Here is a 19,912-nt window from a genome sequence, read left to right as displayed (position 1 = left end):
TATACTTTATTAGGCGATTTGAGCATTAATAAAGGAGACTATTTCATTCATAGCGACGGCCGACTTCTCACCACTGCGGCGATGTTTATATTCGAAGTTGCCCTCATCCATACTGCGATCGCCAATAATGATGGTATGTGGCACACCGATCAGTTCCATATCTGAGAACATTACGCCCGGGCGCTCTTTACGATCATCAAATAGCACTTCAATACCAGCTGCGGTCAGTTCCGCATACAGCTTTTCAGCAGCTTGTTGGACGCGCTCTGATTTGTGCATGTTCATGGGGACAATCGCCACTTGGAAAGGCGCGATCGCGTCAGGCCAGATGATGCCGTATTTATCGTTGTTTTGCTCAATGGCTGATGCCACAACGCGTGATACACCAATGCCGTAACAACCCATCTCTAAAATGGTGTTTTTACCATTAGAATCAAGAACGCCACAGTTCATTTTCTCAGAGTAGTTGGTACCCAATTGGAAAATATGACCCACTTCGATACCGCGTTTGAGCATTAGTGTCCCTTTGCCACATGGGCTTGGGTCGCCTTCAACGACGTTACGGAGGTCTTCCACTTTCGCTAGCTCAACGTCACGGCCCCAGTTGATGCCAAAGTAGTGTTTGCCATCGATGTTGGCTCCTGCGCCAAAATCGCTCATGACGGCTACGCTGTGATCAACGATAAACGGCAATTCAAGACCAACAGGGCCAAGAGAGCCTGGGCCTGCGCCAATCAGTGCGCGAATCTCTTCTTCGCTAGCCATTTCTAGCGGAGCGGCAACTTCAGCGAGTTTCTCGGCTTTGATTTCATTGAGTTCATGATCACCACGGATAATCAGTGCCACGATAGAGGCATCGATCTCATCAGATGCTTTTACAAACAGTGTTTTAACGGTTTTCTCAATCGGTAGGCCATGCTGCTCAACCAATTCAGCGATGGTTTTGGCGTTTGGCGTATCAACCTGCGTCATCTCTTGAGTTGGCGCGGCGCGCTCAACGACTGGCGCAATGGCTTCCGCTTTTTCGATGTTGGCGGCGTAATCCGATTCAGTTGAGAAGGCGATGATGTCTTCACCACTTTCAGCCAATACATGGAACTCATGAGAGCCGTTACCACCGATAGCGCCGGTGTCGGCTAATACTGGGCGGTAATCAAGCCCCATGCGATCGAAGGCTTTACAGTAAGCTTCGTGCATCGCTTGGTAAGATTTCTCTAAGCCTGCTTTATCAATATCAAAGCTATAGGCATCCATCATGCAGAATTCACGAGCACGCATCACACCAAAACGAGGACGTCTCTCATCACGGAATTTGGTTTGAATCTGGTACAGGTTCAGCGGCAATTGCTTGTAAGAGCTGACTTCGTTGCGTACCAAGCTGGTGATCACTTCTTCTGCTGTTGGACTAAGCACAAACGGACGAGTATGGCGGTCAGTAAAGCGAAGTAGCTCAGGGCCCATTTTCTCAGAGCGGCCTGTCTCTTCCCACAGTTCAAACGGTTGCACAACGGGCATCAAGGTTTCGATTGCACCGGCATTGTCGATCTCTTGACGAACGATGTTTTCGACTTTACGCAGCACACGTAGACCAGTAGGCAGCCAGGTATAAAGACCTGAAGCCAGCTTACGGATCATACCTGCACGTAACATGAGCTGATGGCTCACGACTTCTGCGTCGTTTGGAGTCTCCTTCAAAGTAGAAAGAAGATATTTACTGGTACGCATTCTATGGTATCCGTTTCATGATAGTTAAAAGCGCTCTCCAATGAGAGGCTAGAATTAAGCCGCTAATAATATCAGCCAATCGGCTTTGTCAAAAGCGTTCTATTGCGGTTACTGAGACTAAGTTGTTTGCGATAGTGAATTTTACGTTCAGATCGAACAGATTTACCGCATATTCTTTATGATCGATTTTGTGTTTTTTATAGGCTGGGCGAGGGTCTTGAGCCAGCACTTGCTCAATGACGGCTTTAACCATGTCTTGATCTGCCCGCGCATTCAGTGCCGTTAACGCTGCTTGGCTAAAGGTCACTGCGATCTTGTCGGGCTCGCTCTCGGCATAGCCACCGCTGGCTGTGGCTATCGAATCGGAATAGGGAATATAGGGTTTGATGTCAATGATCGGTGTGTTATCGACTAAATCTACGCTGCCTAGTTCCAAATAAACCTGATCACCTTGCTGAGTGACGCCTTTCAATTCAACGGCAGACATACCGATGCCGTTAGGTCGAAACGTAGCCCGTGAAGCAAATACGCCGATCCGCTCATTTCCGCCTAAGCGCGGTGGGCGCACGGTCGGTTTCCAACCAGCATCGAGGTTTTGGTCAAACAGAAAAAGCAACCAGACATGGCTAAATTGTTCGATACCTCGCACCGACTCTAAGCAATTAGCGTGACCGATGAGCTTGACTCTCGCGCTTGCGCTCGCCACTAAGCGAGGTTGGCGAGGAACGGCAAATTTTTCTTTATAAGGCGTTTCAATAGTGCCAATCGGAGCAATGGTGTGCATATCCGTATCCGTCTTTTTTCACGTTGGTTGAGAAAAATATCATATTTAAGCTTGCTTTTCTTCTTGGTAATGATTATTAATTGGCATGTTATAACATAACAGTTTAAGTAAGGGGGAAATTGATGAAAGACGGAATTCATCCGCCATACCAAAAAGTGGTTTTCCACGACACCAGTGTGGATAAGTATTTTATTGTGGGTTCAACGCTAAAAACTGATCGGACGATCGAGTGGGAAGATGGCAACACCTATCCTTATTTCACCTTAGATGTGTCGTCTGAATCGCATCCGTATTACACCGGTAAGCAGCGAGTTGTTCAAAAAGAAGGACGAGTGGCGAATTTCAATCGTCGCTTTGCTCAGTTTGGTAAGGAGTAAACTATGAAAGTATTAAGTTCATTAAAAAGCGCAAAATCACGTCATCCAGATTGTCAAATCGTCAAAAGACGCGGTCGTTTATATGTAATTTGTAAAACCAATCCAAGATTTAAGGCGGTTCAGCGCTAATGAAGAGAAACGGTTGGACAGGCTAGTGATTGTCCAACCGTCAAAACGTGGTTATTTGTTCGCTTTAGCCAAAATGCGATCCAAATGGTTGGCAAATTCGCGCCGTTCTGTTTGAGAAAGCGCACTTGGTCCGCCAGTTTGGATACCGCTTGATCGCATTGTGTCCATAAAATCTCGAATATTGAGGCGTGCCTTGATGGTCTCTTTGGTATACAGCTCACCACGAGAATTGAGCGCCAAGCCACCTTTGGTTATCACTTCATCGGCCAGCGGAATATCGGAAGTAATTACCAAATCGCCCACTTCTACCCGTTTGACGATTTCGTTATCGGCAACATCAAAACCACTGGGGACTTGCAGTGAACGAATGTTGGATCGTTGCGGAATCGGAACGACATGATTGGCCACAAAAGTACATTCAACGCCCGTCCTTTCGGCTGCGCGGACAATGGTTTCACGAATTACTTTCGGACATGCATCGGCGTCCACCCAAATTTTCATCATTCAATTACTTCTCGGTTAGTTGTGCCTCTAGGGCTGCTACTCGGGCTGACAAAGCGGCTAGTTGCGTTTCAAGTTCGGCTACCTTGTTCGCGCTATTTTCCGTACTAACGCTCACTTCTACTTTGGGAACTCGGTGTGCATTTTTCCAACTTTTGATGGTTGCAATCAAGGCTGGCATTGGCACTGAGGTGCTAAGACGTGACTTTACTAAGGCCACACTCGGTTCCTTTCCCTGTTGTTGTAAGAGAGTCAAGATGCTTTCTAGTTCTTGAGTGACATCTTTTGTGAGCATAGGTTGTCCTTTTTGTGAGTTGCTGTGATCTTACCTTTTATTTACCAAGAGCAAAAGTGGCGAAGTGTTGTAAGAGATCTCGCACATTGTTTGTAAGAAATCACAGTGTTTAACGCAGTGTTTGGTGGTGATTTTTTTATAACTATTTGTTTTTAATTAATATATCTATTTCTTTAGGTTGTTTTTTTAAAAATGATATTTTTAGGTGATTGTTTCTTAAAGCCAAACGAGTAAATTGAACCCTGTCGGAAGGATTCTGACAAGGAATTACAAAGCACCAAGGTTTGGTCTCTTCAGGAAGAAGACAAGGTTGTTCACGAAGAATAACCACGCAGGATGCTAGGACAGCGTAAGGATACAACAGTTGGCAGGATGCGAGCTGCATGGATTGGCGATGGACACCTTGTGGATAAGGCAGGACAACATCAGGATGATGTTATGGACACCGCTCAAGGAACAAGTGATGAGTATTGACCGGAGTGTTAGTACCATGGAAAGTTTGGACACCGCTAGGATGGCGATGCAGGATGAGCCGAAGAATTGGCCACTATTATGGATGATGCATGGAGCACACAATTTAGTAGCTGGACTGCTGCGAGTAAGACTTTAAGCCTCGACACATGCGTGTTGAGGCTTTTCTTATTACTTGCATTCTGGCTTTAGCGTGTTGTTGCTTCAAAAAAAGTTCATATGATAAGTGCAGCAAAATAATAACAACAAAAAAACAATCTAGATCAATTACCTCATCGTTCGGTTGGTTTAATTTTCGGCTTCTTTGCAAAAATAGAGTACCAGATTTTATCTGGGCTAAGGCGTATTGCCCTGAGCCTAGTTGAGTCTTTCGGTATTATTTTGCGGCTAACAAGGATTGTACGTGACAACCGTAACAAGAAGAACGCTTCTTCTCCCTTACACCGATTCGTTAGAGTCTGATTTTTTGATGCTCAATTGTTGCGCCAAAAATCGGGCACAGATGAATGGCCCTAAAACGGTCGCTTCAGCAAAACAGCTTTTTCAACGAGTGCTTCATGATCCTCATTTGTACGCAATGGCGGTGTTAGATAATTATAACCGCGAATACATGGGGCATTTGTTCATTGAACTTGACGAAGAGCGAGCAGAACTCGGTTTTCTGTTTGATAAATTGTATTGGGGCAAAGGCATTGCAACTGAGGCATTGAAGGCTTTTTTACCTAAAGCAGCCTACCAATTGCAACGACAAAAAATTACAGCCACTGCTAATATTGGCCACCATGCCTCTATTGCGGTACTCAAAAAACTCGGCTTTGAGCTGTTGGGTGAGAAAGAAGATGTTTTTGGCCCTTATTGGGAATTTGAGTTTACATACGATGAGGCGGCAAATGAAAAGCAGATGGCCTAAAGCCTATCATTTGTAATTCACCTTGGTAGCAGTCGTCACCTAGTGCAGAAAACTCAAACCAATAAACAGTATGCCAACGCCAGAGTCCTTCTGGCGTTTTGAATTTGTGGCGTCCAAAAGCAACGCTGATCAGCTGTAAGTCGAGTTGTTCGCATTTTCGACTGATCGCCGCTTTTGCCAATTCGGCTTGGCGACGCTGTTGCCAGAAAAGAAAGCAGCCCAAGCTGAGTAATAAAATAGCCAATAGATCGCCTAGCATAAACATTCCAGTTATTGAGTTTTGGTCGCTTGCTGTAAGCGAATTAAGGCATCGGCTAATTCGAACGAAGGGCTAGAATGCAGCAGTGGCAGCAGTACCATTCGCAGTTCTGGCAGCATCACTAAATCAGCAAAGAGCTGGTTAAAGAGGGTTTGATTGCCTGTTTGCGCCAAGCGTAATAAAAACGTTTCGGCAAGCAATGGGTTAGACAATACATGCCACGAGCGCCCTGCAATGGCAATTAATATCTCTTGATGGCTCAAGCGTGGGCTTTGCAGAATACGTTCAACCAAGGTCGCGGTGAGTGCATTATTCGCACCTGATAAGGCTCGTATTAAGGCAGAGAGTAAGAACAGATCAGGTTCGTGGCTTTCGATGTGCAGCATTGCCATCTCTTGCAAACGCAGCGCCAACTTATCATTCAACGGTGCACTATGTTCGAGCGCCCCCAGCAGGGCATACAAAGGCTGAGCGGGGAGGTGGTTTAATGCTTTCCTTAATAACACGCCATTTTGTTCTTTGCTTAAACGAGCACAAATATCAGTAATGCCTTGTAAGCCGACCGTCTGCCAGTTTTCCCAGCCTAAATCCCCACTAAAATAGTGTTGCGCATGCTCATAATATTGGCTTGATGGTAGGTTCAACTGGGCGCGTATTTGGCTGTGGAATACCGCCATTTTGTCGTCGCTCGGTTTAAAGGTATAAGGGTTATTGGCAAGCTTTTGCTGCTGCTCATCGCTGAGGTCTTGATGCAAACGTGACCCCATCGCTTCAAGTACAAACTTGATGAAGTTACCTATCTCAGCTTGTTTGAGTAGGCCGCGTTCATCCAAAGAGAATTTAAGAAACCAGATCCAAGGTTGTTGGGCTTGGTTCCAATACGCGATGGCAAGATGAGCATGACGCTGCAATGGATAGGGATACGGTTGTTGACCTTTTTCTACTTGAGAAAAGTGTGTATTTTCAATCGGGCAGATGCGTCTTCCTAAATCAAAGATCCGATATTGGCTACCACTATTGGTGAGCAATTGGCTAAGCGTATGAATGGTATCCATGGATAAAGTGGCCTTAACTTGTGTTCTTGAATAACTATTTTTGATCAATAACTCTCTTTGAACAATAAATGGTACTCTATAGCCCATTTTCAAGGTCACTTAGCAAATTAACTTGGTGAATAATGACAGTAAGCACAGAACTTACCCACCTGTTGAAGCAACTAGAAACTCAGTTACGCAATTCTCAGTGCTGGCAATCTCAGCCGCCAAGCGAAAGCGCATTGATGAGCACAGAGCCTTTCTCCATCGATACCCTCACTCCGGAGCAGTGGCTACAGTGGATTTTCATCCCCAAAATGTTATTGGCAATTGAGCAGCAAGCAGAGCTTCCTCAAGGGTTTTCGCTCACTCCCTATTTTGAAGAGGCATGGCAACATCAAGCGGAATTGGCTGAGGTGATTGCGCTACTGCGCCTGATTGATGAGGTAAGCCAACCATGTTAGAGATTCTGTATCAGGACGATGATTTGGTCGCCGTGAATAAACCCGCAGGAATGCTGGTGCATCGATCATGGCTAGATAAACACGAAACGCAATTTGTGATGCAAACGCTGCGCGATCAAATTGGCCAGCATGTGTTTCCCCTACATCGATTAGATAGGCCAACTTCTGGCGTGCTTGTGTTTGCGCTCTCCAGTGAAGTGGCGGCACAAATGATGCCGATGTTTGCCAACCATCAAATGGAAAAAACGTACCATGCGATTGTGCGTGGTTGGATTGAACAAGGGGATGTGCTTGATTACCCACTCAAAATCGAGCTAGATAAAATTGCCGATAAGTTTGCCAAACAAGATAAAGAAGCCCAAGAAGCGATCACAGCTTATCAACCATTAGCGACAGTAGAAGTGCCGTATTCAACCGGGCGTTTCCCAACCAGCCGCTACTGTTTGGTGGAAATGAAACCGCAAACGGGCCGTAAACATCAGTTGCGTCGTCATATGCACCATTTGAGTCACCCGATTATTGGTGATACCACTCATGGTGATGGAAAGCACAACCGCCTATTTCGCGATCATTATGACGCGCAGCGTCTGATGCTCCATGCCTCTGAATTACGTTTTACTCATCCGTTTACTGGCCAAACATTAGTGCTTAAAGCTGGTTTTGATGAGGTATGGCAACGGCTGTTTACTCAGTTTGAGTGGAGCCAGCCGATATAAAAACAAAACCCTCGCGATGCGAGGGTTTTGAGTATTGGGATGTAACTGAAAGTGGTGTAGCTTATTGAGCTATTCGGTTCATAAAAACCTTCAGTTCATAAAACCGACAGCTTATAAAACGCTCGCTACTTTGCTAAATACTCTTGAATGGAACGCTCGATGCCTTTGGCATCTAAACCTAATTCTGCATGCAGCTCTTCTTGTGTGCCTTGAGCGATGAATTGATCAGGCAAACCTAAATTGAGTACCGGTTTTAGGATTTTTTCTTTCATCATCAATTCAATGACACCCGCACCCGCACCACCTGCAATCGCATTCTCTTCCAAGGTCACTAGCACATCATGTTGCGCAGCCAGTTGGCGAATGAGTGTTTCATCAAGGGGCTTAACAAATCGCATGTCAGCCACTGTTGCATTTAGCTTATCGGCTGCTTCAAGCGCGTTTGGTAGGAAAGTGCCAAAGTTGAGGATCGCGATTTTTTCATTCGCGATAGCCGTGTCACATTGGCGCATAATGCGTCCTTTGCCAATCTCTAACGCACTAAATTGGGTTTGAATTTCGACTCCCATGCCATTGCCACGAGGATAACGCACTGCGCTTGGCCCTGTGTGTTTATGGCCAGTATAGAGCATTTGTCGGCACTCATTTTCATCGGCGGGTGCCATGATCACCATGTTGGGAATGCAGCGCATGAAGCTTAAATCAAACGCACCTTGGTGAGTTTGGCCATCAGCTCCGACTAACCCTGCGCGGTCAATGGCAAACATAACCGGTAAATTCATGATGGCAACATCGTGGATCAGTTGATCATAACCCCGCTGTAAAAAGGTTGAGTAGATCGCCACTATCGGATGATCTCCCGCAATCGCCATACCTGTCGCAAGGGTGACGGCATGTTGCTCAGCAATCGCCACATCAAAATATTGTTGTGGGAACTCTTTTGAAAAGCGAACCATGCCAGAGCCTTCGCGCATCGCGGGTGTAATCGCCATTAATTTTGGATCTTGCGCGGCCATATCGCATAAAAAATCGCCAAAGATTTTAGAAAAAGTAGGTTTAGCATTGCTGCTTTTTGGCAGGCTAGTGTGGCTCGGGTCAAATTTAGGAACGCCATGGTAACCAATCGGATCTTTTTCGGCGGGCTCATAACCTTTGCCTTTTTTGGTCATGATGTGCAAAAACTGCGGGCCTTTGAGCTCGCGCATGTTGCGTAATGTCTTGATAAGTTCAATCACATCATGGCCATCTACTGGGCCGATATAGTTAAATCCAAGCTCTTCAAACAAGGTGCCGGGTACGACCATGCCTTTCAAGTGCTCTTCTGTGCGGCGTACCAGCTCTTTGATAGGCGGTATGCCAGAGAGCACTTTTTTGCCCCCTTCACGGATCGAGGTATAAAGGCTACCGGAAAGCAGTTGCGCTAAATGGTTATTCAGTGCGCCCACGTTTTCAGAGATCGACATTTCGTTGTCGTTGAGCACGACTAACATATCCGGATGAACGTCGCCAGCATGGTTCATTGCTTCAAAGGCCATGCCTGCGGTGATAGCACCATCACCAATCACGCCCACCACTTTGCGATTTTTCCCTTCTTTACCTGCACTGATCGCCATCCCTAAGGCGGCACTGATTGAGGTGGACGAGTGACCAACAGAGAGCGTGTCATATTCACTTTCTTCACGCCAAGGAAAAGGGTGAAGACCGTCTTTTTGACGAATGGTCGACATTTTCTCGCGGCGACCAGTTAATATTTTGTGCGGGTAAGCTTGGTGGCCTACATCCCAAATCAGCTGATCGAAAGGGGTGTTATAGACGTAGTGTAGGGCAACCGTTAATTCAACCGTGCCTAAGCCTGACGCAAGGTGGCCACTCGACTGACTGACGGAATTAAGAAGGTAGTTTCTTAATTCATCACACAACGTTGGCAGAACCTCTTTCGGCAGACTGCGCAGTTCATCGGGTGTATTTGCTAAAGCCAGTGTTGGGTATTTTGAAATATCAAGAGTCATAATTTTGCGCGCTTATAGTTTAGTTCTTGCGCTCGACGACGTATCGGGCGAACTCTTCGAGTGATTCTGTATTGTAGGGTATTGCTTCCAAGGCTTGAAGAGCTTCCTGTAACAGACTTTGTGCTTTATCAATAGCACCTTGTAACCCTAGCAGCGCTGGGTAGGTACTTTTATTGAGTTGTTGATCCGAGCCTTGAGGTTTACCTAATGTCTCGGTATCGCTAACGATATCCAAAATATCATCTTGAACTTGGAATGCGAGACCAACGGCATCGGCATAGCGATCCAATTGTGGTAGTACCGCAAGCCCTTTTTCACCAGCCGCAAGCGCACCTAAACGGATTGCACAACGCATCAAGGCTCCCGTTTTATTGCGATGGATCTCTTCTAATTCCTGCACTGAGACCAGACGATTTTCTGCTTGCAGATCCAACGCTTGCCCTATACACATACCTTGAGCACCGGAAGCTTGAGCCAACATTTGGACCATCTTAATGCGGTTGACTTGCGCATGTTCGGCGAGTTGACCTTCTGCCAAAATAGTAAAGGCCAGTGTTTGCAGGGCATCGCCCGCTAAAATCGCGATGGCTTCGTCAAATTCGATGTGACAAGTGGCTTTACCACGACGCAATTCATCGTCGTCCATCGCGGGAAGGTCATCGTGGATCAATGAATAAGCATGAATACATTCTATTGCGCAGGCTGGGGTATCGAGTTCATCTGGCGTACAACTAAGCATTTGCCCTGTGATATACACCAAATAAGGTCGAGCTCTTTTGCCGCCAAGTAACAAACCGTAGCGCATCGCGTCAATCAACGGTTGTTTTTGGTGCGGTAAACGGCCTAACCAAAGGTTTAATTGGTCAATATTTCTTTGCTGATAGGAGCTCAGAGCCTCAATCATAGGGCACTCTTTCTACTAAGTTGTGGTATCTACTAGGTTACGATCGACCGTTTCCCTGTGACTTAATTGACAGGTTCATGTCACATAGCGAGCGATGAGATCGATAAATATGAGTCAGTAATAAGTATGTATCAGTAATACGTGCCTATTACTCAGGTAGTTCAGTAAAGTCAGAGAGTGGCGCGTCATCGCTCGCACTGAGCAAAATACTGACTCGCTGTTCCGCTTCACTTAACTTACTTTGTCCAGCACGAGCAAGGGATATTCCGCGCTCGAATTTTTTTAGCGCATCATCTAAGGCTAAATCGCCATTTTCTAGCTGTTCCACTAAGCTATCAAGTTCTTCGATTGTCGCTTCGAAGGACATATTTTCAGGTTTCTTGCTCGCCATAATCTTTTTATCTTGGTAAATATGCACGAAAGTTACCTTAGGGCGTAGTGATGGTCAAATTTAACCAACGATTTTTGTCTGAAAAGTCCCTCTTTTGGAACTGTCACTATCACAAATAATAAAAATAATAATACGATACTTAGCAACCAGACCGATATTTACTGAAATAGTGACGGTGACTCAGAATCTTGGCCATATCAGTGTGCTGGCAACAGTGCATCTTTGCTCAGTTTAGGTATAAACTGAATAGAGAGAATTTCGGTATGATCCAATAATTTACTTAAAGATTTGAATCTATTGCCGATAACGAGTTTAAACTCATTATCGCGTGTAAGCAGCATGAGGAGTGCTTTGTGGATTTAGCAACGCTGATAGGCCTGATCGGAGGCCTCGCTTTCGTTATCATGGCGATGATTTTAGGCGGAAGCCTAATGATGTTCTTCGACGTCACATCTATCTTGATCGTAGTGGGGGGCTCAACCTTTGTTGTTTTGATGAAATTCACGATGGGACAATTTTTTGGTGCAGCCAAAGTCGCAGGTAAGGCTTTTATGTTTAAAGCTGATGAGCCTGAAGATTTGATCGCAAAAATCGTGGAAATGGCGGATGCGGCACGTAAAGGCGGCTTTCTTGCGTTAGAAGAGATGGAAATTACTAATAGCTTCATGCAAAAAGGGATCGATTTGCTGGTGGATGGCCATGATGCTGACGTGGTGCGTTCTGCGTTGCAAAAAGACATTGTATTGACCGATGAGCGTCATTCTCAAGGGTCTGGTGTATTTCGTGCCTTTGGTGACGTAGCGCCAGCGATGGGCATGATCGGTACTTTGGTGGGCTTGGTTGCCATGCTGTCTAACATGGATGACCCTAAATCAATTGGTCCTGCCATGGCCGTTGCCTTATTAACTACCTTGTACGGCGCTGTTCTCTCGAACATGATTTTTTTCCCGATTGCAGACAAACTCGCTTTGCGCCGAGATCAAGAAAAGCTTAACCGCCGTTTAATCATGGATGGCGTTCTGGCCATTCAGGATGGACAAAACCCACGGGTCATTGATAGTTATCTGAAAAACTACCTCAATGAAGGCAAGCGTGTTTTAGATGTTGATAGCGAATAACGGAGCCTGTAATGGATGATGAAGAAGGCTGTAAATGCCCACCTCCCGGCTTGCCGTTGTGGATGGGAACCTTTGCCGATTTAATGTCGCTGTTGATGTGTTTCTTCGTACTACTGCTCTCTTTTTCCGAGATGGACGTACTGAAGTTTAAACAGATAGCGGGCTCGATGAAGTTTGCTTTTGGTGTGCAAAATCGTTTGGAAGTGAAAGACATTCCTAAAGGGACAAGCATCATTGCACAAGAGTTTCGCCCAGGCCGCCCCGAACCGACACCGATTGATGTCATCATGCAACAAACCATTGATATCACGCAGCAGACACTTGAGTTTCAAGAAGGGGATTCAGATCGAGCGGGTGGTGTTCAGCGTGAAGAAGGTCAATTGACGGGGGGGCAATCCCCTGAAACTTCAACGCAGAATAATCAAAATACTCAATCGGAAATGCAACAACAGCAAGCAGAATCTATGTCGCAAGAGATGGAAATTGTTGAACAGGACATCAAAAAAGCGTTAGCAAGAGAAATCGAACAAGGCGCAATTGAAGTTGAAAACTTAGGTCAGCAATTGGTGATCCGTATTCGTGAAAAAGGTGCGTTTCCCGAAGGTTCTGCATTTCTACAACCTAAGTTTCGTCCATTGGTTCGTCAAATTGCCGATCTGGTTAAAGATGTGCCGGGCATTGTGCGTATTTCTGGCCATACCGACAATCAAAGTGTCGATTCTGAATTGTATCGCTCAAACTGGGATCTTTCGGCTCAACGAGCGGTTTCTGTGGCGCAAGAGATGGAAAAGGTTCGTGGGTTTTCTCATCAACGACTCAGGGTGCGTGGTATGGCCGATACCGACCCAGTCGGCTCTAACGATACGGAAAGTGAACGTTCACGCAACCGCCGAGTAGAAATCAGTATCATGCAAGGTGAACCGCTGTACAGTGATGAAGTTCCATCCGTTCAGTAAGTTACGTTGGATTATGTAAAAACACATAGACGAGCGCTAAGGCTCGTCTTTTTTATGGTTATCACCTCGTGTATAATCCTGCGCCCTTAGCGGTGTATCAGTAGCAAGCAGAATGCGGCCCATTGATTCACCACGTTGCCCAATCAGATTGCGAATAGAACTATGAAATTTATTGTTAAGCCCCATCCGGAAATTTTTGTTAAAAGTGACTCAGTACGCAAGCGCTTCACAAAAATTTTAGAGTCCAATATTCGTAATATCATCAAACGAAGAACAGAGTCAGTCGCGGTATTTAACCGTCGCGATCACATTGAAGTGGCTGCGCAAAGTGACCAATACTATCAAGAAGTCCTTGAAATTCTGACTCATACTCCTGGCATCCAGCAAGTGCTCGAAGTGCAGCAATCTGAGTTTAAGGATATGCATGACATTTACGAGCAAGTGTTAGCACTCAGCCGTAATAACATCGAAGGAAAAACTTTTGTCGTGCGTGCTAAGCGTCGAGGAAAGCATGATTTTACCTCAATCGATGTTGAGCGTTATGTTGGTGGTGGTTTAAACCAAGCAGTTGAGAGTGCAAAAGTTCAACTTAAAAACCCGGACGTTACCATCAATATTGAAATAGCCGATGAATTACTCAATCAAGTGATTGCCCGTTATAAAGGTTTAGGTGGTTTCCCTCTTGGCACTCAAGAAGATTTATTGAGTTTGATTTCTGGTGGTTTTGACTCGGGTGTATCAAGCTATTTACACATCAAACGTGGCTCAAAAGTGCATTATTGCTTCTTCAATTTAGGCGGTCCAGCGCATGAAATTGGTGTAAAGCAAGTGGCCCATTATTTGTGGAATAAATACGGTTCTTCAGCCAAAGTGCGTTTTATCTCGGTCGATTTTGAGCCTGTGGTGGCTGAAATCTTAGAAAAAGTAGACGATGGCCAAATGGGTGTGGTGCTAAAACGTATGTTTATGCGCGCCGCAGGCATGATAGCTCATAAGTTAAATATTGAAGCTTTAGTGACCGGAGAAGCGTTGGGTCAAGTTTCGAGCCAAACTCTAACTAATCTTCGTCATATTGATGGTGTGACAGATACTTTAATTTTACGTCCTCTCATCAACTGGGACAAAGAAGAGATTATTAAAGTGGCGCGCGAGATTGGAACAGAAGATTTCGCCAAAACGATGCCAGAATACTGTGGGGTTATTTCAAAAAGCCCAACAGTTAAAGCGGTGAAAGCGAAATTAGAAGCCGAAGAAGCGAAGTTTGATTTCTCAATTCTAGAGCACGTAGTTTACAACGCTCGTCAAATGGATATTCGTGATATTGAGAAAGAGAGCCAAGAGCAAGCGCCTGAAGTTGAACAAGTTGCCGCAATCGAAAAAGATGCGGTGGTGCTCGATATTCGTAGCCCAGATGAAGAAGATGATAAGCCACTGCTGATTGAAGGAGTGGAAGTAAAACATTTACCTTTCTACAAGTTATCGACTCAGTTTGGTGATTTGGATCAATCGAAAACATATCTCTTATATTGTGCGCGCGGTGTGATGAGCCGGCTTCAAGCTCTGTATTTGAAAGAGCAAGGCTTTAACAACATCAAGGTATATCGACCTTAATCGTTATCTCGATACAGAATCGACCGCTCACGTTTTCGTGAGCGGTTTTTTTATGGCTCCGACTTAATCACAGACATAAAAAAACACCGCCCAAGGGCGGTGCTAAAGAATTTGACAGACAGGTCAAACAATAAATACAGGAAGTATATGTTTTGGTGCAGGGGATAACTGCACAAAACAGGATGGTAGAATTCTACCTCACTCGAAATACGAGTTTGCAAACACAACATCGCAACAAAAGCCAATTGATTCATAACTGAATCAAGCCGTTCAGGCCTTGTTGCGGGGTGAAATATAGAATTTCTCTAGCCGCTCGGCAATGGACAATTTATAATGTTTCAGATTAAAAAAACTAATCTAATTTTTGAGTGTACCTATGTCCAGAAGATTGCCACCATTAAACTCGCTGAAAGTGTTTGAAGCGGCAGCTCGCCAGCTGAGTTTTACTCGTGCTGCGGAAGAGCTATTTGTGACACAAGCCGCAGTCAGTCATCAAATCAAAGCGTTAGAGGAATTTTTAGGGTTAAAGCTATTTCGCCGTCGTAATCGTTCTCTGCTATTGACAGAAGAAGGGCAAAGTTACTTTCTCGACATTAAAGATATCTTCACCGCACTCTCTGAAGCCACCGATAAGGTACTAGAGCGCAGTGAGAAAGGGGCATTAACCATTAGTTTACCGCCGAGTTTTGCGATTCAGTGGCTCGTGCCGCGTCTGGCCGATTTTAACCAGCAAGAGCCGGATATTGATGTGCGTATCAAAGCGGTTGATATGGATGAAGGGTCGTTAACCGATGATGTGGATGTGGCGATTTATTATGGACGAGGTAACTGGCCTGGTTTACGCGCGGATAAGTTGTATCAAGAGTTTTTGATCCCGCTTTGTTCTCCTTCACTGCTGTTAGGCCCTAAGCCTTTAGAAACACTGGACGATCTAACACGCCATACTCTGCTACACGATACTTCACGTAAAGATTGGAAACAGTTTGCCAAAGAGAACGATCTTGAAGGGGTGAATGTCAACCACGGCCCCATCTTTAGCCATTCGACCATGGTGCTGCAAGCGGCGGCGCATGGGCAAGGTATCGCACTGGGGAATAACGTGTTAGCTCAGCCAGAGCTGGAAGCGGGTCGCTTGATTGCGCCTTTTGACGAAGTGCTGATGACTAAAAATGCTTTCTATGTGGTCTGTCACGAGAAGCAGGCCGATATGGGGCGCATCGCCACTTTCCGTGATTGGATGCTCAAAAAAGCCAGAAGGGAACAAGAGGTATTGCTAGATGAAGAGTAAGTTATTGCTCACTATCGCGGCTTTTATGGCGGGCGTTGGTGTCGCTCTAGGAGCTTTTGCGGCGCACGGCCTAAAAGCGTATTTAACCCCTTACTTGCTTTCGGTGTTTGAAACGGGAGTGCAGTACCAATCGATTCACGCTTTAGCCATATTAGCGTGTGGTATTTTGCTGCGTTGTCGTTTGGGATCGAAAGCACAAAAATATTTTTTCATTGCGGCAATTTGCTTTATCATCGGCGTCCTTTGTTTTAGCGGCAGTCTTTACGCTTTAGCACTCACGGGCATCAAGTGGTTTGGCCCGATCACGCCATTTGGTGGCGTGTTCTTTATGCTAGGGTGGGGAGTGTTTGGCTATGCAGCACTTAATATTCAAGAGGTGGACCAGTGAAACACGTAATGCTCTATTGTCGTGCAGGCTTTGAAAAAGAGTGTGCCGGAGAGATCCAAGATAAAGCGACTAAGCTAGAGGTTTTTGGTTTTCCTCGTTTGAAAAACAATACGGGTTACGTTTTGTTTGAGTGCTATCAGGCCGGTGATGCTGATAAGCTGATTAAAGAGATCGATTTCCAATCGCTTATTTTTGCTCGTCAGATGTTTGCGGTAGCGGCGGAATTTAGCGATTTACCTAAAGATGATCGTATTTCGCCTATCTTATCTGAACTCGCCGAACTTGAGGGTTTTCCGCGTTGTGGTGACATTCGCATTGAAACGCCAGATACCAATGAAGCGAAAGAGTTGCTCAAATTTTGTCGTAAGTTTACCGTGCCATTGCGTCAAGCTTTACGTGGCAAGGGGATTTTGTCTAACAAAGAGTCGGCGAAGAGACCTGTGCTACATGTCTGCTTTATTCAACCCGGACACTGCTTCGTTGGGTATTCGTACACCAACAATAACTCGCCTTTTTTCATGGGTATTCCTCGTTTGAAATTCCCAGCCGATGCGCCAAGTCGTTCCACACTGAAGTTGGAAGAGGCTTTCCATGTGTTTATTCCTCGTGAAGAGTGGGATGAACGTTTGGCTCCGGGAATGTGGGCGGTAGACTTGGGCGCATGCCCGGGGGGCTGGACTTACCAACTGGTGAAGCGTTCGATGTTTGTTCATGCTATCGACAACGGTCTAATGGCTGAAAGTTTGATGGACACAGGACAAGTGAAACACCATGCCGAGGATGGTTTTAAATTTGAGCCGCCACGCAAGAACGTGACTTGGATTGTGTGTGACATGATTGAAAAGCCAGCTCGTGTTGCGCATTTAATGGGGCAGTGGATCCTCAAGGGTTGGGCGAAAGAAGCCATCTTCAACTTAAAGCTGCCAATGAAAGGGCGCTATGATGAAGTTTTACAAGATATTGAAAATCTGAAAGTTTTTCTGATTAAAAATGATGTAAAGTTCCGCATGCAGGCAAAGCATTTGTATCATGATCGTGAAGAGATCACAGTGCATGTCCAATGCTTGTCGAACATCTCTCCGCACTAATGCTCCAATAGGTTAATTTAACGCTCCTTTCTAGGAGCGTTTTGCTATTCTGGATGGGATACTTGCGCTGAAAAGCGAATGTCTTGCAAATTAAAACCGAGCTCTATATCGGTCTTTAGTGTGGCAATGTGTTTGCAGACTCGCGCCATATCGATCTGCTCATCAAATTTTTTACGGTATTTCTTGGCTAAATCAGCACTGGCGTAGGCCGCTTCTATGTCGGGAAATTGCGTTAATATCTCTTTTGCTGCTTTGGGACCAATGCCGGCAATGCCGGGAACTTGGCTTGAACTGATGCCCGTTAATCCCCAAAAATCGGTTAATTGGCTCGGCTTTACGCCAAATTCCTGTTCAATAAAGGGTTGATCTAACCAACGATGTTGAAAGTAGTCACGAATTTGTAAAGTGGGGGAGAGTAGTTGGCAGTAGCCTTTATCGGTTGAAATGATCGTTACTTTTTCACCGTGGCTTGCCACTTTCGTGGCTAAGGTGGCCACCAAATCATCGGCTTCATCACCTTCCGAGAGCAGTGAATCAATCCCTAATTCCCACCATGCTTGCTGAATGGCGTCTAAGCCAAGTTGCAGTGCTTCTGGCATCGGCTTCCGGTTCTGCTTATAAGTCGGTAGAAGTTGTGCTCTCCAGCCCCGGTCTTGTAAGTGATGATCAAACACGGCGATGATGTGGGTCGGTTGAGCTTCATTGATGATACGGTGCAAGGTGCGCGAGGTTGTCTCTATGGTTCTTGCCATATCGTTAGGATCGGGTTGTGCGGAGTGCACCCGACGGATCAAATTCAAAGCATCAATGATGACAAGGTGTAAAGACATAACGACCAAAAAATAAGGGCTTAATAAGCCCTTATTGTAATGATCTCACTTAATATTGCCACTCATCCCCGGCATAAGTTATTTTTGCCTTTAATGGTTAATGGTTAATGGTTAATGGTTAATGGTTAATGGTTATTGGTTGCAATTTTATAGCAAGGTTCATAAGCACTGCCGCCGGGCAGCTTCATTCGGTGTTGTGCAACGAAGTCTTTTAGCAATAGATCCATTTTTTTCATCAATTGGGCATCGCCATCAATGATGAATGGGCCGTGACGTTCAATTTCTCGAATGCCTTCCGCTTTCACATTACCAGCGACAATGCCAGAGAAGGCGCGACGCAAGTTAGCAGCGAGTACTTCTGGTTTTTGGTTTAGGTGTAAATCCAAGTTGGCCATACTGTCGTGAGTCGGTTCAAAAGGCAGTTGGAACTCAGGCTCGATTTTGAGGGACCAGTTGAAACTATAAGCATCACCACTATCTTTACGATGCTGACGAACCAGCGGCATCGCTTGGCTCATGATACGCGCCGCTTTTTCTGGATCATCAATGACGATTTGATAATGCTGGCGTGCTTTTTCACCTAATGTTTCGGCAATGAATGTGTCGATTGAACGGAAGTAGGCTTCGCTCTCTTTTGGACCAGTCAGTACAATTGGCATTGGTTGGCTTGCGTTATCTGGGTGCATCATGATACCCAAAATGTACAGCAGTTCTTCCGCTGTTCCTGCTCCACCGGGGAAAATAATGATGCCGTGCGCCATTCGCACAAAAGCTTCTAGGCGTTTTTCAATATCCGGCATAATCACCAATTCGTTCACAATCGGATTTGGTGGCTCGGCGGCAATGATCGATGGTTCGGTTAAGCCAAGATAGCGTTGTGCGGTATAGCGCTGTTTAGCGTGTCCAATGGCGGCCCCTTTCATTGGCCCCTCCATAGCGCCTGGTCCGCAGCCTGTACAAATGTTCAGTTCACGCAAACCCAGTTCATGGCCCACTTCCCGCGTATATTGGTACTCAGTAGGGTTGATAGAGTGTCCACCCCAACAAACCACTAAGTTAGGTTCAAGACCGGGAACCAAGGCACTGGCATTACGCAAAATACCAAACACTAAGTTGGTGATGTGAATGGCATTGGTAAGATTTAGGCGCTGATTATCCGCCAGATGCATGTTGACATAAACGATATCGCGTAGGACCGAAAACAGATGTTCTTGAATTCCTTTAATGATCTGTCCATCAACAAAGGCATGTTCTGGTGGATTCGTCAACTCTAGCTTGATACCGCGTTCACGGCGCATGACAGTGACATCAAAAGATTTATATTTTTCAAGAAGTTCTTTTGAGTTATCCGTATGGCTACCAGAGTTAAGTACCGCCAAAGTACAGTTGCGATACAGTTGATATAGATCGCTCGACGCGGTCTTTTTTAGACGCTCAACTTCAAGTTGAGAAAGCAGATCCATGCTGCCTGTAGGGCTGATATGAGTAATCATACTGGCCTCCTTAGTTGAGAAGTAAGGAAAATGTCCACGCTACGACTAAAGTTGGTTTTTATATATACCCGCTTAGTATGGAGTATAGGTCATGGTTCGTTTAGTGACGGATGTGCGATAGGACGATATAACTGATTGAAATTACAGTATCAATCTAGTTCTTTTCTCGAT

The 19,912-nt window shown here is 45.5% G+C and carries 22 protein-coding genes; 11 read left to right on the top strand and 11 right to left on the bottom strand.

Annotation, left to right across the window (positions count from 1 at the left end; genetic code table 11):
* Positions 1 to 9: 9 nt before the first annotated feature.
* Complete coding sequence (locus PL85_RS06250; protein WP_013857412.1) at positions 10 to 1,725, bottom strand: proline--tRNA ligase; 1,716 nt, start codon at positions 1,723 to 1,725, stop codon at positions 10 to 12.
* A gap of 88 nt (positions 1,726 to 1,813) precedes the next feature.
* Positions 1,814 to 2,509, bottom strand: coding sequence for a tRNA (N6-threonylcarbamoyladenosine(37)-N6)-methyltransferase TrmO (gene tsaA / locus PL85_RS06245; protein WP_115339604.1), 696 nt, complete (start codon positions 2,507 to 2,509; stop codon positions 1,814 to 1,816).
* A gap of 122 nt (positions 2,510 to 2,631) precedes the next feature.
* Between tsaA and PL85_RS06240 the strand changes: the two genes are divergently transcribed.
* Together PL85_RS06240 and ykgO are read left to right on the top strand one after the other, a co-directional pair.
* A complete protein-coding gene (locus PL85_RS06240; RefSeq protein WP_010319081.1) occupies positions 2,632 to 2,886 on the top strand; it encodes a type B 50S ribosomal protein L31 in 255 nt (84 codons plus the stop codon).
* Between the two features lie 3 nt (positions 2,887 to 2,889).
* On the top strand, positions 2,890 to 3,015 hold the full coding sequence (gene ykgO / locus PL85_RS06235) for a type B 50S ribosomal protein L36 (RefSeq protein ID WP_010319082.1): 126 nt from the start codon (positions 2,890 to 2,892) through the stop codon (positions 3,013 to 3,015).
* Between the two features lie 51 nt (positions 3,016 to 3,066).
* Here the strand turns inward: ykgO and PL85_RS06230 are convergent, their stop codons facing one another.
* Positions 3,067 to 3,516, bottom strand: coding sequence for a YaiI/YqxD family protein (locus PL85_RS06230; protein ID WP_026027673.1), 450 nt, complete (start codon positions 3,514 to 3,516; stop codon positions 3,067 to 3,069).
* Positions 3,517 to 3,523: 7 nt separating this feature from the next.
* The gene (locus tag PL85_RS06225) at positions 3,524 to 3,811 is read right to left on the bottom strand and encodes a hypothetical protein (RefSeq protein ID WP_013857408.1); all 288 of its coding nucleotides are present in this window, start codon (positions 3,809 to 3,811) and stop codon (positions 3,524 to 3,526) included.
* A gap of 868 nt (positions 3,812 to 4,679) precedes the next feature.
* On the opposite strand from PL85_RS06225, the gene PL85_RS06220 reads away from it, so the two are divergent.
* Positions 4,680 to 5,192, top strand: coding sequence for a GNAT family N-acetyltransferase (locus PL85_RS06220; RefSeq protein WP_013857407.1), 513 nt, complete (start codon positions 4,680 to 4,682; stop codon positions 5,190 to 5,192).
* Here PL85_RS06220 and PL85_RS06215 read toward each other — a convergent pair.
* Both PL85_RS06215 and PL85_RS06210 read right to left on the bottom strand, forming a co-directional pair.
* A complete protein-coding gene (locus PL85_RS06215) occupies positions 5,152 to 5,451 on the bottom strand; it encodes a DUF3301 domain-containing protein (protein WP_017045584.1) in 300 nt (99 codons plus the stop codon). The genes PL85_RS06220 and PL85_RS06215 overlap by 41 nt on opposite strands.
* Before the next feature lie 11 nt (positions 5,452 to 5,462).
* Positions 5,463 to 6,506, bottom strand: a complete 1,044-nt coding sequence (locus tag PL85_RS06210) for a DUF3549 family protein (protein ID WP_115339909.1) — start codon at positions 6,504 to 6,506, stop codon at positions 5,463 to 5,465.
* A 122-nt stretch (positions 6,507 to 6,628) separates the two neighbouring features.
* On the opposite strand from PL85_RS06210, the gene PL85_RS06205 reads away from it, so the two are divergent.
* On the top strand, positions 6,629 to 6,949 hold the full coding sequence (locus PL85_RS06205; protein ID WP_088728693.1) for a YqcC family protein: 321 nt from the start codon (positions 6,629 to 6,631) through the stop codon (positions 6,947 to 6,949).
* Positions 6,943 to 7,665 carry a tRNA pseudouridine(65) synthase TruC gene (gene truC, locus PL85_RS06200; RefSeq protein ID WP_064624677.1) on the top strand — a complete coding sequence of 241 codons (723 nt, stop codon included), beginning with the start codon at positions 6,943 to 6,945 and terminating at the stop codon, positions 7,663 to 7,665. Before PL85_RS06205 ends, truC begins: the two co-directional genes overlap by 7 nt.
* Positions 7,666 to 7,790: 125 nt before the next feature.
* Here truC and dxs read toward each other — a convergent pair whose 3' ends face one another.
* The 3 genes from dxs to xseB all read right to left on the bottom strand — a co-directional run bounded on the left by dxs (position 7,791) and on the right by xseB (position 10,969).
* Entirely contained in the window at positions 7,791 to 9,674 is a 1,884-nt protein-coding gene (gene dxs, locus PL85_RS06195) for a 1-deoxy-D-xylulose-5-phosphate synthase (protein ID WP_017049457.1), read from the bottom strand.
* A gap of 19 nt (positions 9,675 to 9,693) precedes the next feature.
* On the bottom strand, positions 9,694 to 10,578 hold the full coding sequence (gene ispA / locus PL85_RS06190) for a (2E,6E)-farnesyl diphosphate synthase (protein WP_088721013.1): 885 nt from the start codon (positions 10,576 to 10,578) through the stop codon (positions 9,694 to 9,696).
* Positions 10,579 to 10,726: 148 nt separating this feature from the next.
* Positions 10,727 to 10,969, bottom strand: coding sequence for an exodeoxyribonuclease VII small subunit (gene xseB, locus PL85_RS06185; RefSeq protein WP_010319093.1), 243 nt, complete (start codon positions 10,967 to 10,969; stop codon positions 10,727 to 10,729).
* 353 nt (positions 10,970 to 11,322) lie between these two features.
* Here xseB and pomA point away from each other — a divergent pair, with 353 nt between their 5' ends.
* The 6 genes from pomA (at position 11,323) to rlmM (ending at position 17,418) form a co-directional block, all read left to right on the top strand.
* A complete protein-coding gene (pomA, locus tag PL85_RS06180) occupies positions 11,323 to 12,087 on the top strand; it encodes a flagellar motor protein PomA (protein WP_017045579.1) in 765 nt (254 codons plus the stop codon).
* Positions 12,088 to 12,098: 11 nt separating this feature from the next.
* The gene (locus PL85_RS06175) at positions 12,099 to 13,043 is read left to right on the top strand and encodes a flagellar motor protein MotB (protein WP_017044193.1); all 945 of its coding nucleotides are present in this window, start codon (positions 12,099 to 12,101) and stop codon (positions 13,041 to 13,043) included.
* Positions 13,044 to 13,205: 162 nt separating this feature from the next.
* Positions 13,206 to 14,654: a tRNA uracil 4-sulfurtransferase ThiI gene (gene thiI, locus PL85_RS06170; RefSeq protein WP_088728694.1), complete on the top strand. Its 1,449-nt coding sequence runs from the start codon at positions 13,206 to 13,208 to the stop codon at positions 14,652 to 14,654.
* A gap of 376 nt (positions 14,655 to 15,030) precedes the next feature.
* Positions 15,031 to 15,942, top strand: a complete 912-nt coding sequence (locus PL85_RS06165) for a transcriptional regulator GcvA (protein ID WP_026027676.1) — start codon at positions 15,031 to 15,033, stop codon at positions 15,940 to 15,942.
* Entirely contained in the window at positions 15,932 to 16,330 is a 399-nt protein-coding gene (locus PL85_RS06160; protein ID WP_013857395.1) for a DUF423 domain-containing protein, read from the top strand. The genes PL85_RS06165 and PL85_RS06160 overlap by 11 nt, the downstream gene beginning before the upstream one ends.
* Positions 16,327 to 17,418 carry a 23S rRNA (cytidine(2498)-2'-O)-methyltransferase RlmM gene (rlmM, locus tag PL85_RS06155; RefSeq protein WP_017045575.1) on the top strand — a complete coding sequence of 364 codons (1,092 nt, stop codon included), beginning with the start codon at positions 16,327 to 16,329 and terminating at the stop codon, positions 17,416 to 17,418. The genes PL85_RS06160 and rlmM overlap by 4 nt, the downstream gene beginning before the upstream one ends.
* Positions 17,419 to 17,462: 44 nt before the next feature.
* On the opposite strand, the gene xni is transcribed toward rlmM, so the two are convergent.
* Positions 17,463 to 18,248, bottom strand: coding sequence for a flap endonuclease Xni (gene xni, locus PL85_RS06150; protein WP_026028115.1), 786 nt, complete (start codon positions 18,246 to 18,248; stop codon positions 17,463 to 17,465).
* A 125-nt stretch (positions 18,249 to 18,373) separates the two neighbouring features.
* Positions 18,374 to 19,741, bottom strand: coding sequence for a nucleotide 5'-monophosphate nucleosidase PpnN (gene ppnN / locus PL85_RS06145; RefSeq protein WP_017044198.1), 1,368 nt, complete (start codon positions 19,739 to 19,741; stop codon positions 18,374 to 18,376).
* Between the last annotated feature and the right edge of the window lie 171 nt (positions 19,742 to 19,912).

This window comes from Vibrio anguillarum, from assembly GCF_001989995.2.
Taxonomy (GTDB): Bacteria; Pseudomonadota; Gammaproteobacteria; order Enterobacterales; family Vibrionaceae; genus Vibrio; species Vibrio anguillarum.
This window is presented reverse-complemented; position numbering and strand designations above follow the sequence as displayed.

Bases quoted from the DNA above. Each gene is read 5' to 3' on its own strand.
- PL85_RS06250 (WP_013857412.1), bottom strand. From the start codon at position 1,725: ATGCGTACCAGTAAATATCTTCTTTCTACTTTGAAGGAGACTCCAAAC.
- tsaA (WP_115339604.1), bottom strand. From the start codon at position 2,509: ATGCACACCATTGCTCCGATTGGCACTATTGAAACGCCTTATAAAGAA.
- PL85_RS06240 (WP_010319081.1), top strand. From the start codon at position 2,632: ATGAAAGACGGAATTCATCCGCCATACCAAAAAGTGGTTTTCCACGAC.
- ykgO (WP_010319082.1), top strand. From the start codon at position 2,890: ATGAAAGTATTAAGTTCATTAAAAAGCGCAAAATCACGTCATCCAGAT.
- PL85_RS06230 (WP_026027673.1), bottom strand. From the start codon at position 3,516: ATGAAAATTTGGGTGGACGCCGATGCATGTCCGAAAGTAATTCGTGAA.
- PL85_RS06225 (WP_013857408.1), bottom strand. From the start codon at position 3,811: ATGCTCACAAAAGATGTCACTCAAGAACTAGAAAGCATCTTGACTCTC.
- PL85_RS06215 (WP_017045584.1), bottom strand. From the start codon at position 5,451: ATGCTAGGCGATCTATTGGCTATTTTATTACTCAGCTTGGGCTGCTTT.
- PL85_RS06210 (WP_115339909.1), bottom strand. From the start codon at position 6,506: ATGGATACCATTCATACGCTTAGCCAATTGCTCACCAATAGTGGTAGC.
- PL85_RS06205 (WP_088728693.1), top strand. From the start codon at position 6,629: ATGACAGTAAGCACAGAACTTACCCACCTGTTGAAGCAACTAGAAACT.
- truC (WP_064624677.1), top strand. From the start codon at position 6,943: ATGTTAGAGATTCTGTATCAGGACGATGATTTGGTCGCCGTGAATAAA.
- dxs (WP_017049457.1), bottom strand. From the start codon at position 9,674: ATGACTCTTGATATTTCAAAATACCCAACACTGGCTTTAGCAAATACA.
- ispA (WP_088721013.1), bottom strand. From the start codon at position 10,578: ATGATTGAGGCTCTGAGCTCCTATCAGCAAAGAAATATTGACCAATTA.
- xseB (WP_010319093.1), bottom strand. From the start codon at position 10,969: ATGGCGAGCAAGAAACCTGAAAATATGTCCTTCGAAGCGACAATCGAA.
- PL85_RS06175 (WP_017044193.1), top strand. From the start codon at position 12,099: ATGGATGATGAAGAAGGCTGTAAATGCCCACCTCCCGGCTTGCCGTTG.
- thiI (WP_088728694.1), top strand. From the start codon at position 13,206: ATGAAATTTATTGTTAAGCCCCATCCGGAAATTTTTGTTAAAAGTGAC.
- PL85_RS06165 (WP_026027676.1), top strand. From the start codon at position 15,031: ATGTCCAGAAGATTGCCACCATTAAACTCGCTGAAAGTGTTTGAAGCG.
- PL85_RS06160 (WP_013857395.1), top strand. From the start codon at position 15,932: ATGAAGAGTAAGTTATTGCTCACTATCGCGGCTTTTATGGCGGGCGTT.
- xni (WP_026028115.1), bottom strand. From the start codon at position 18,248: ATGTCTTTACACCTTGTCATCATTGATGCTTTGAATTTGATCCGTCGG.
- ppnN (WP_017044198.1), bottom strand. From the start codon at position 19,741: ATGATTACTCATATCAGCCCTACAGGCAGCATGGATCTGCTTTCTCAA.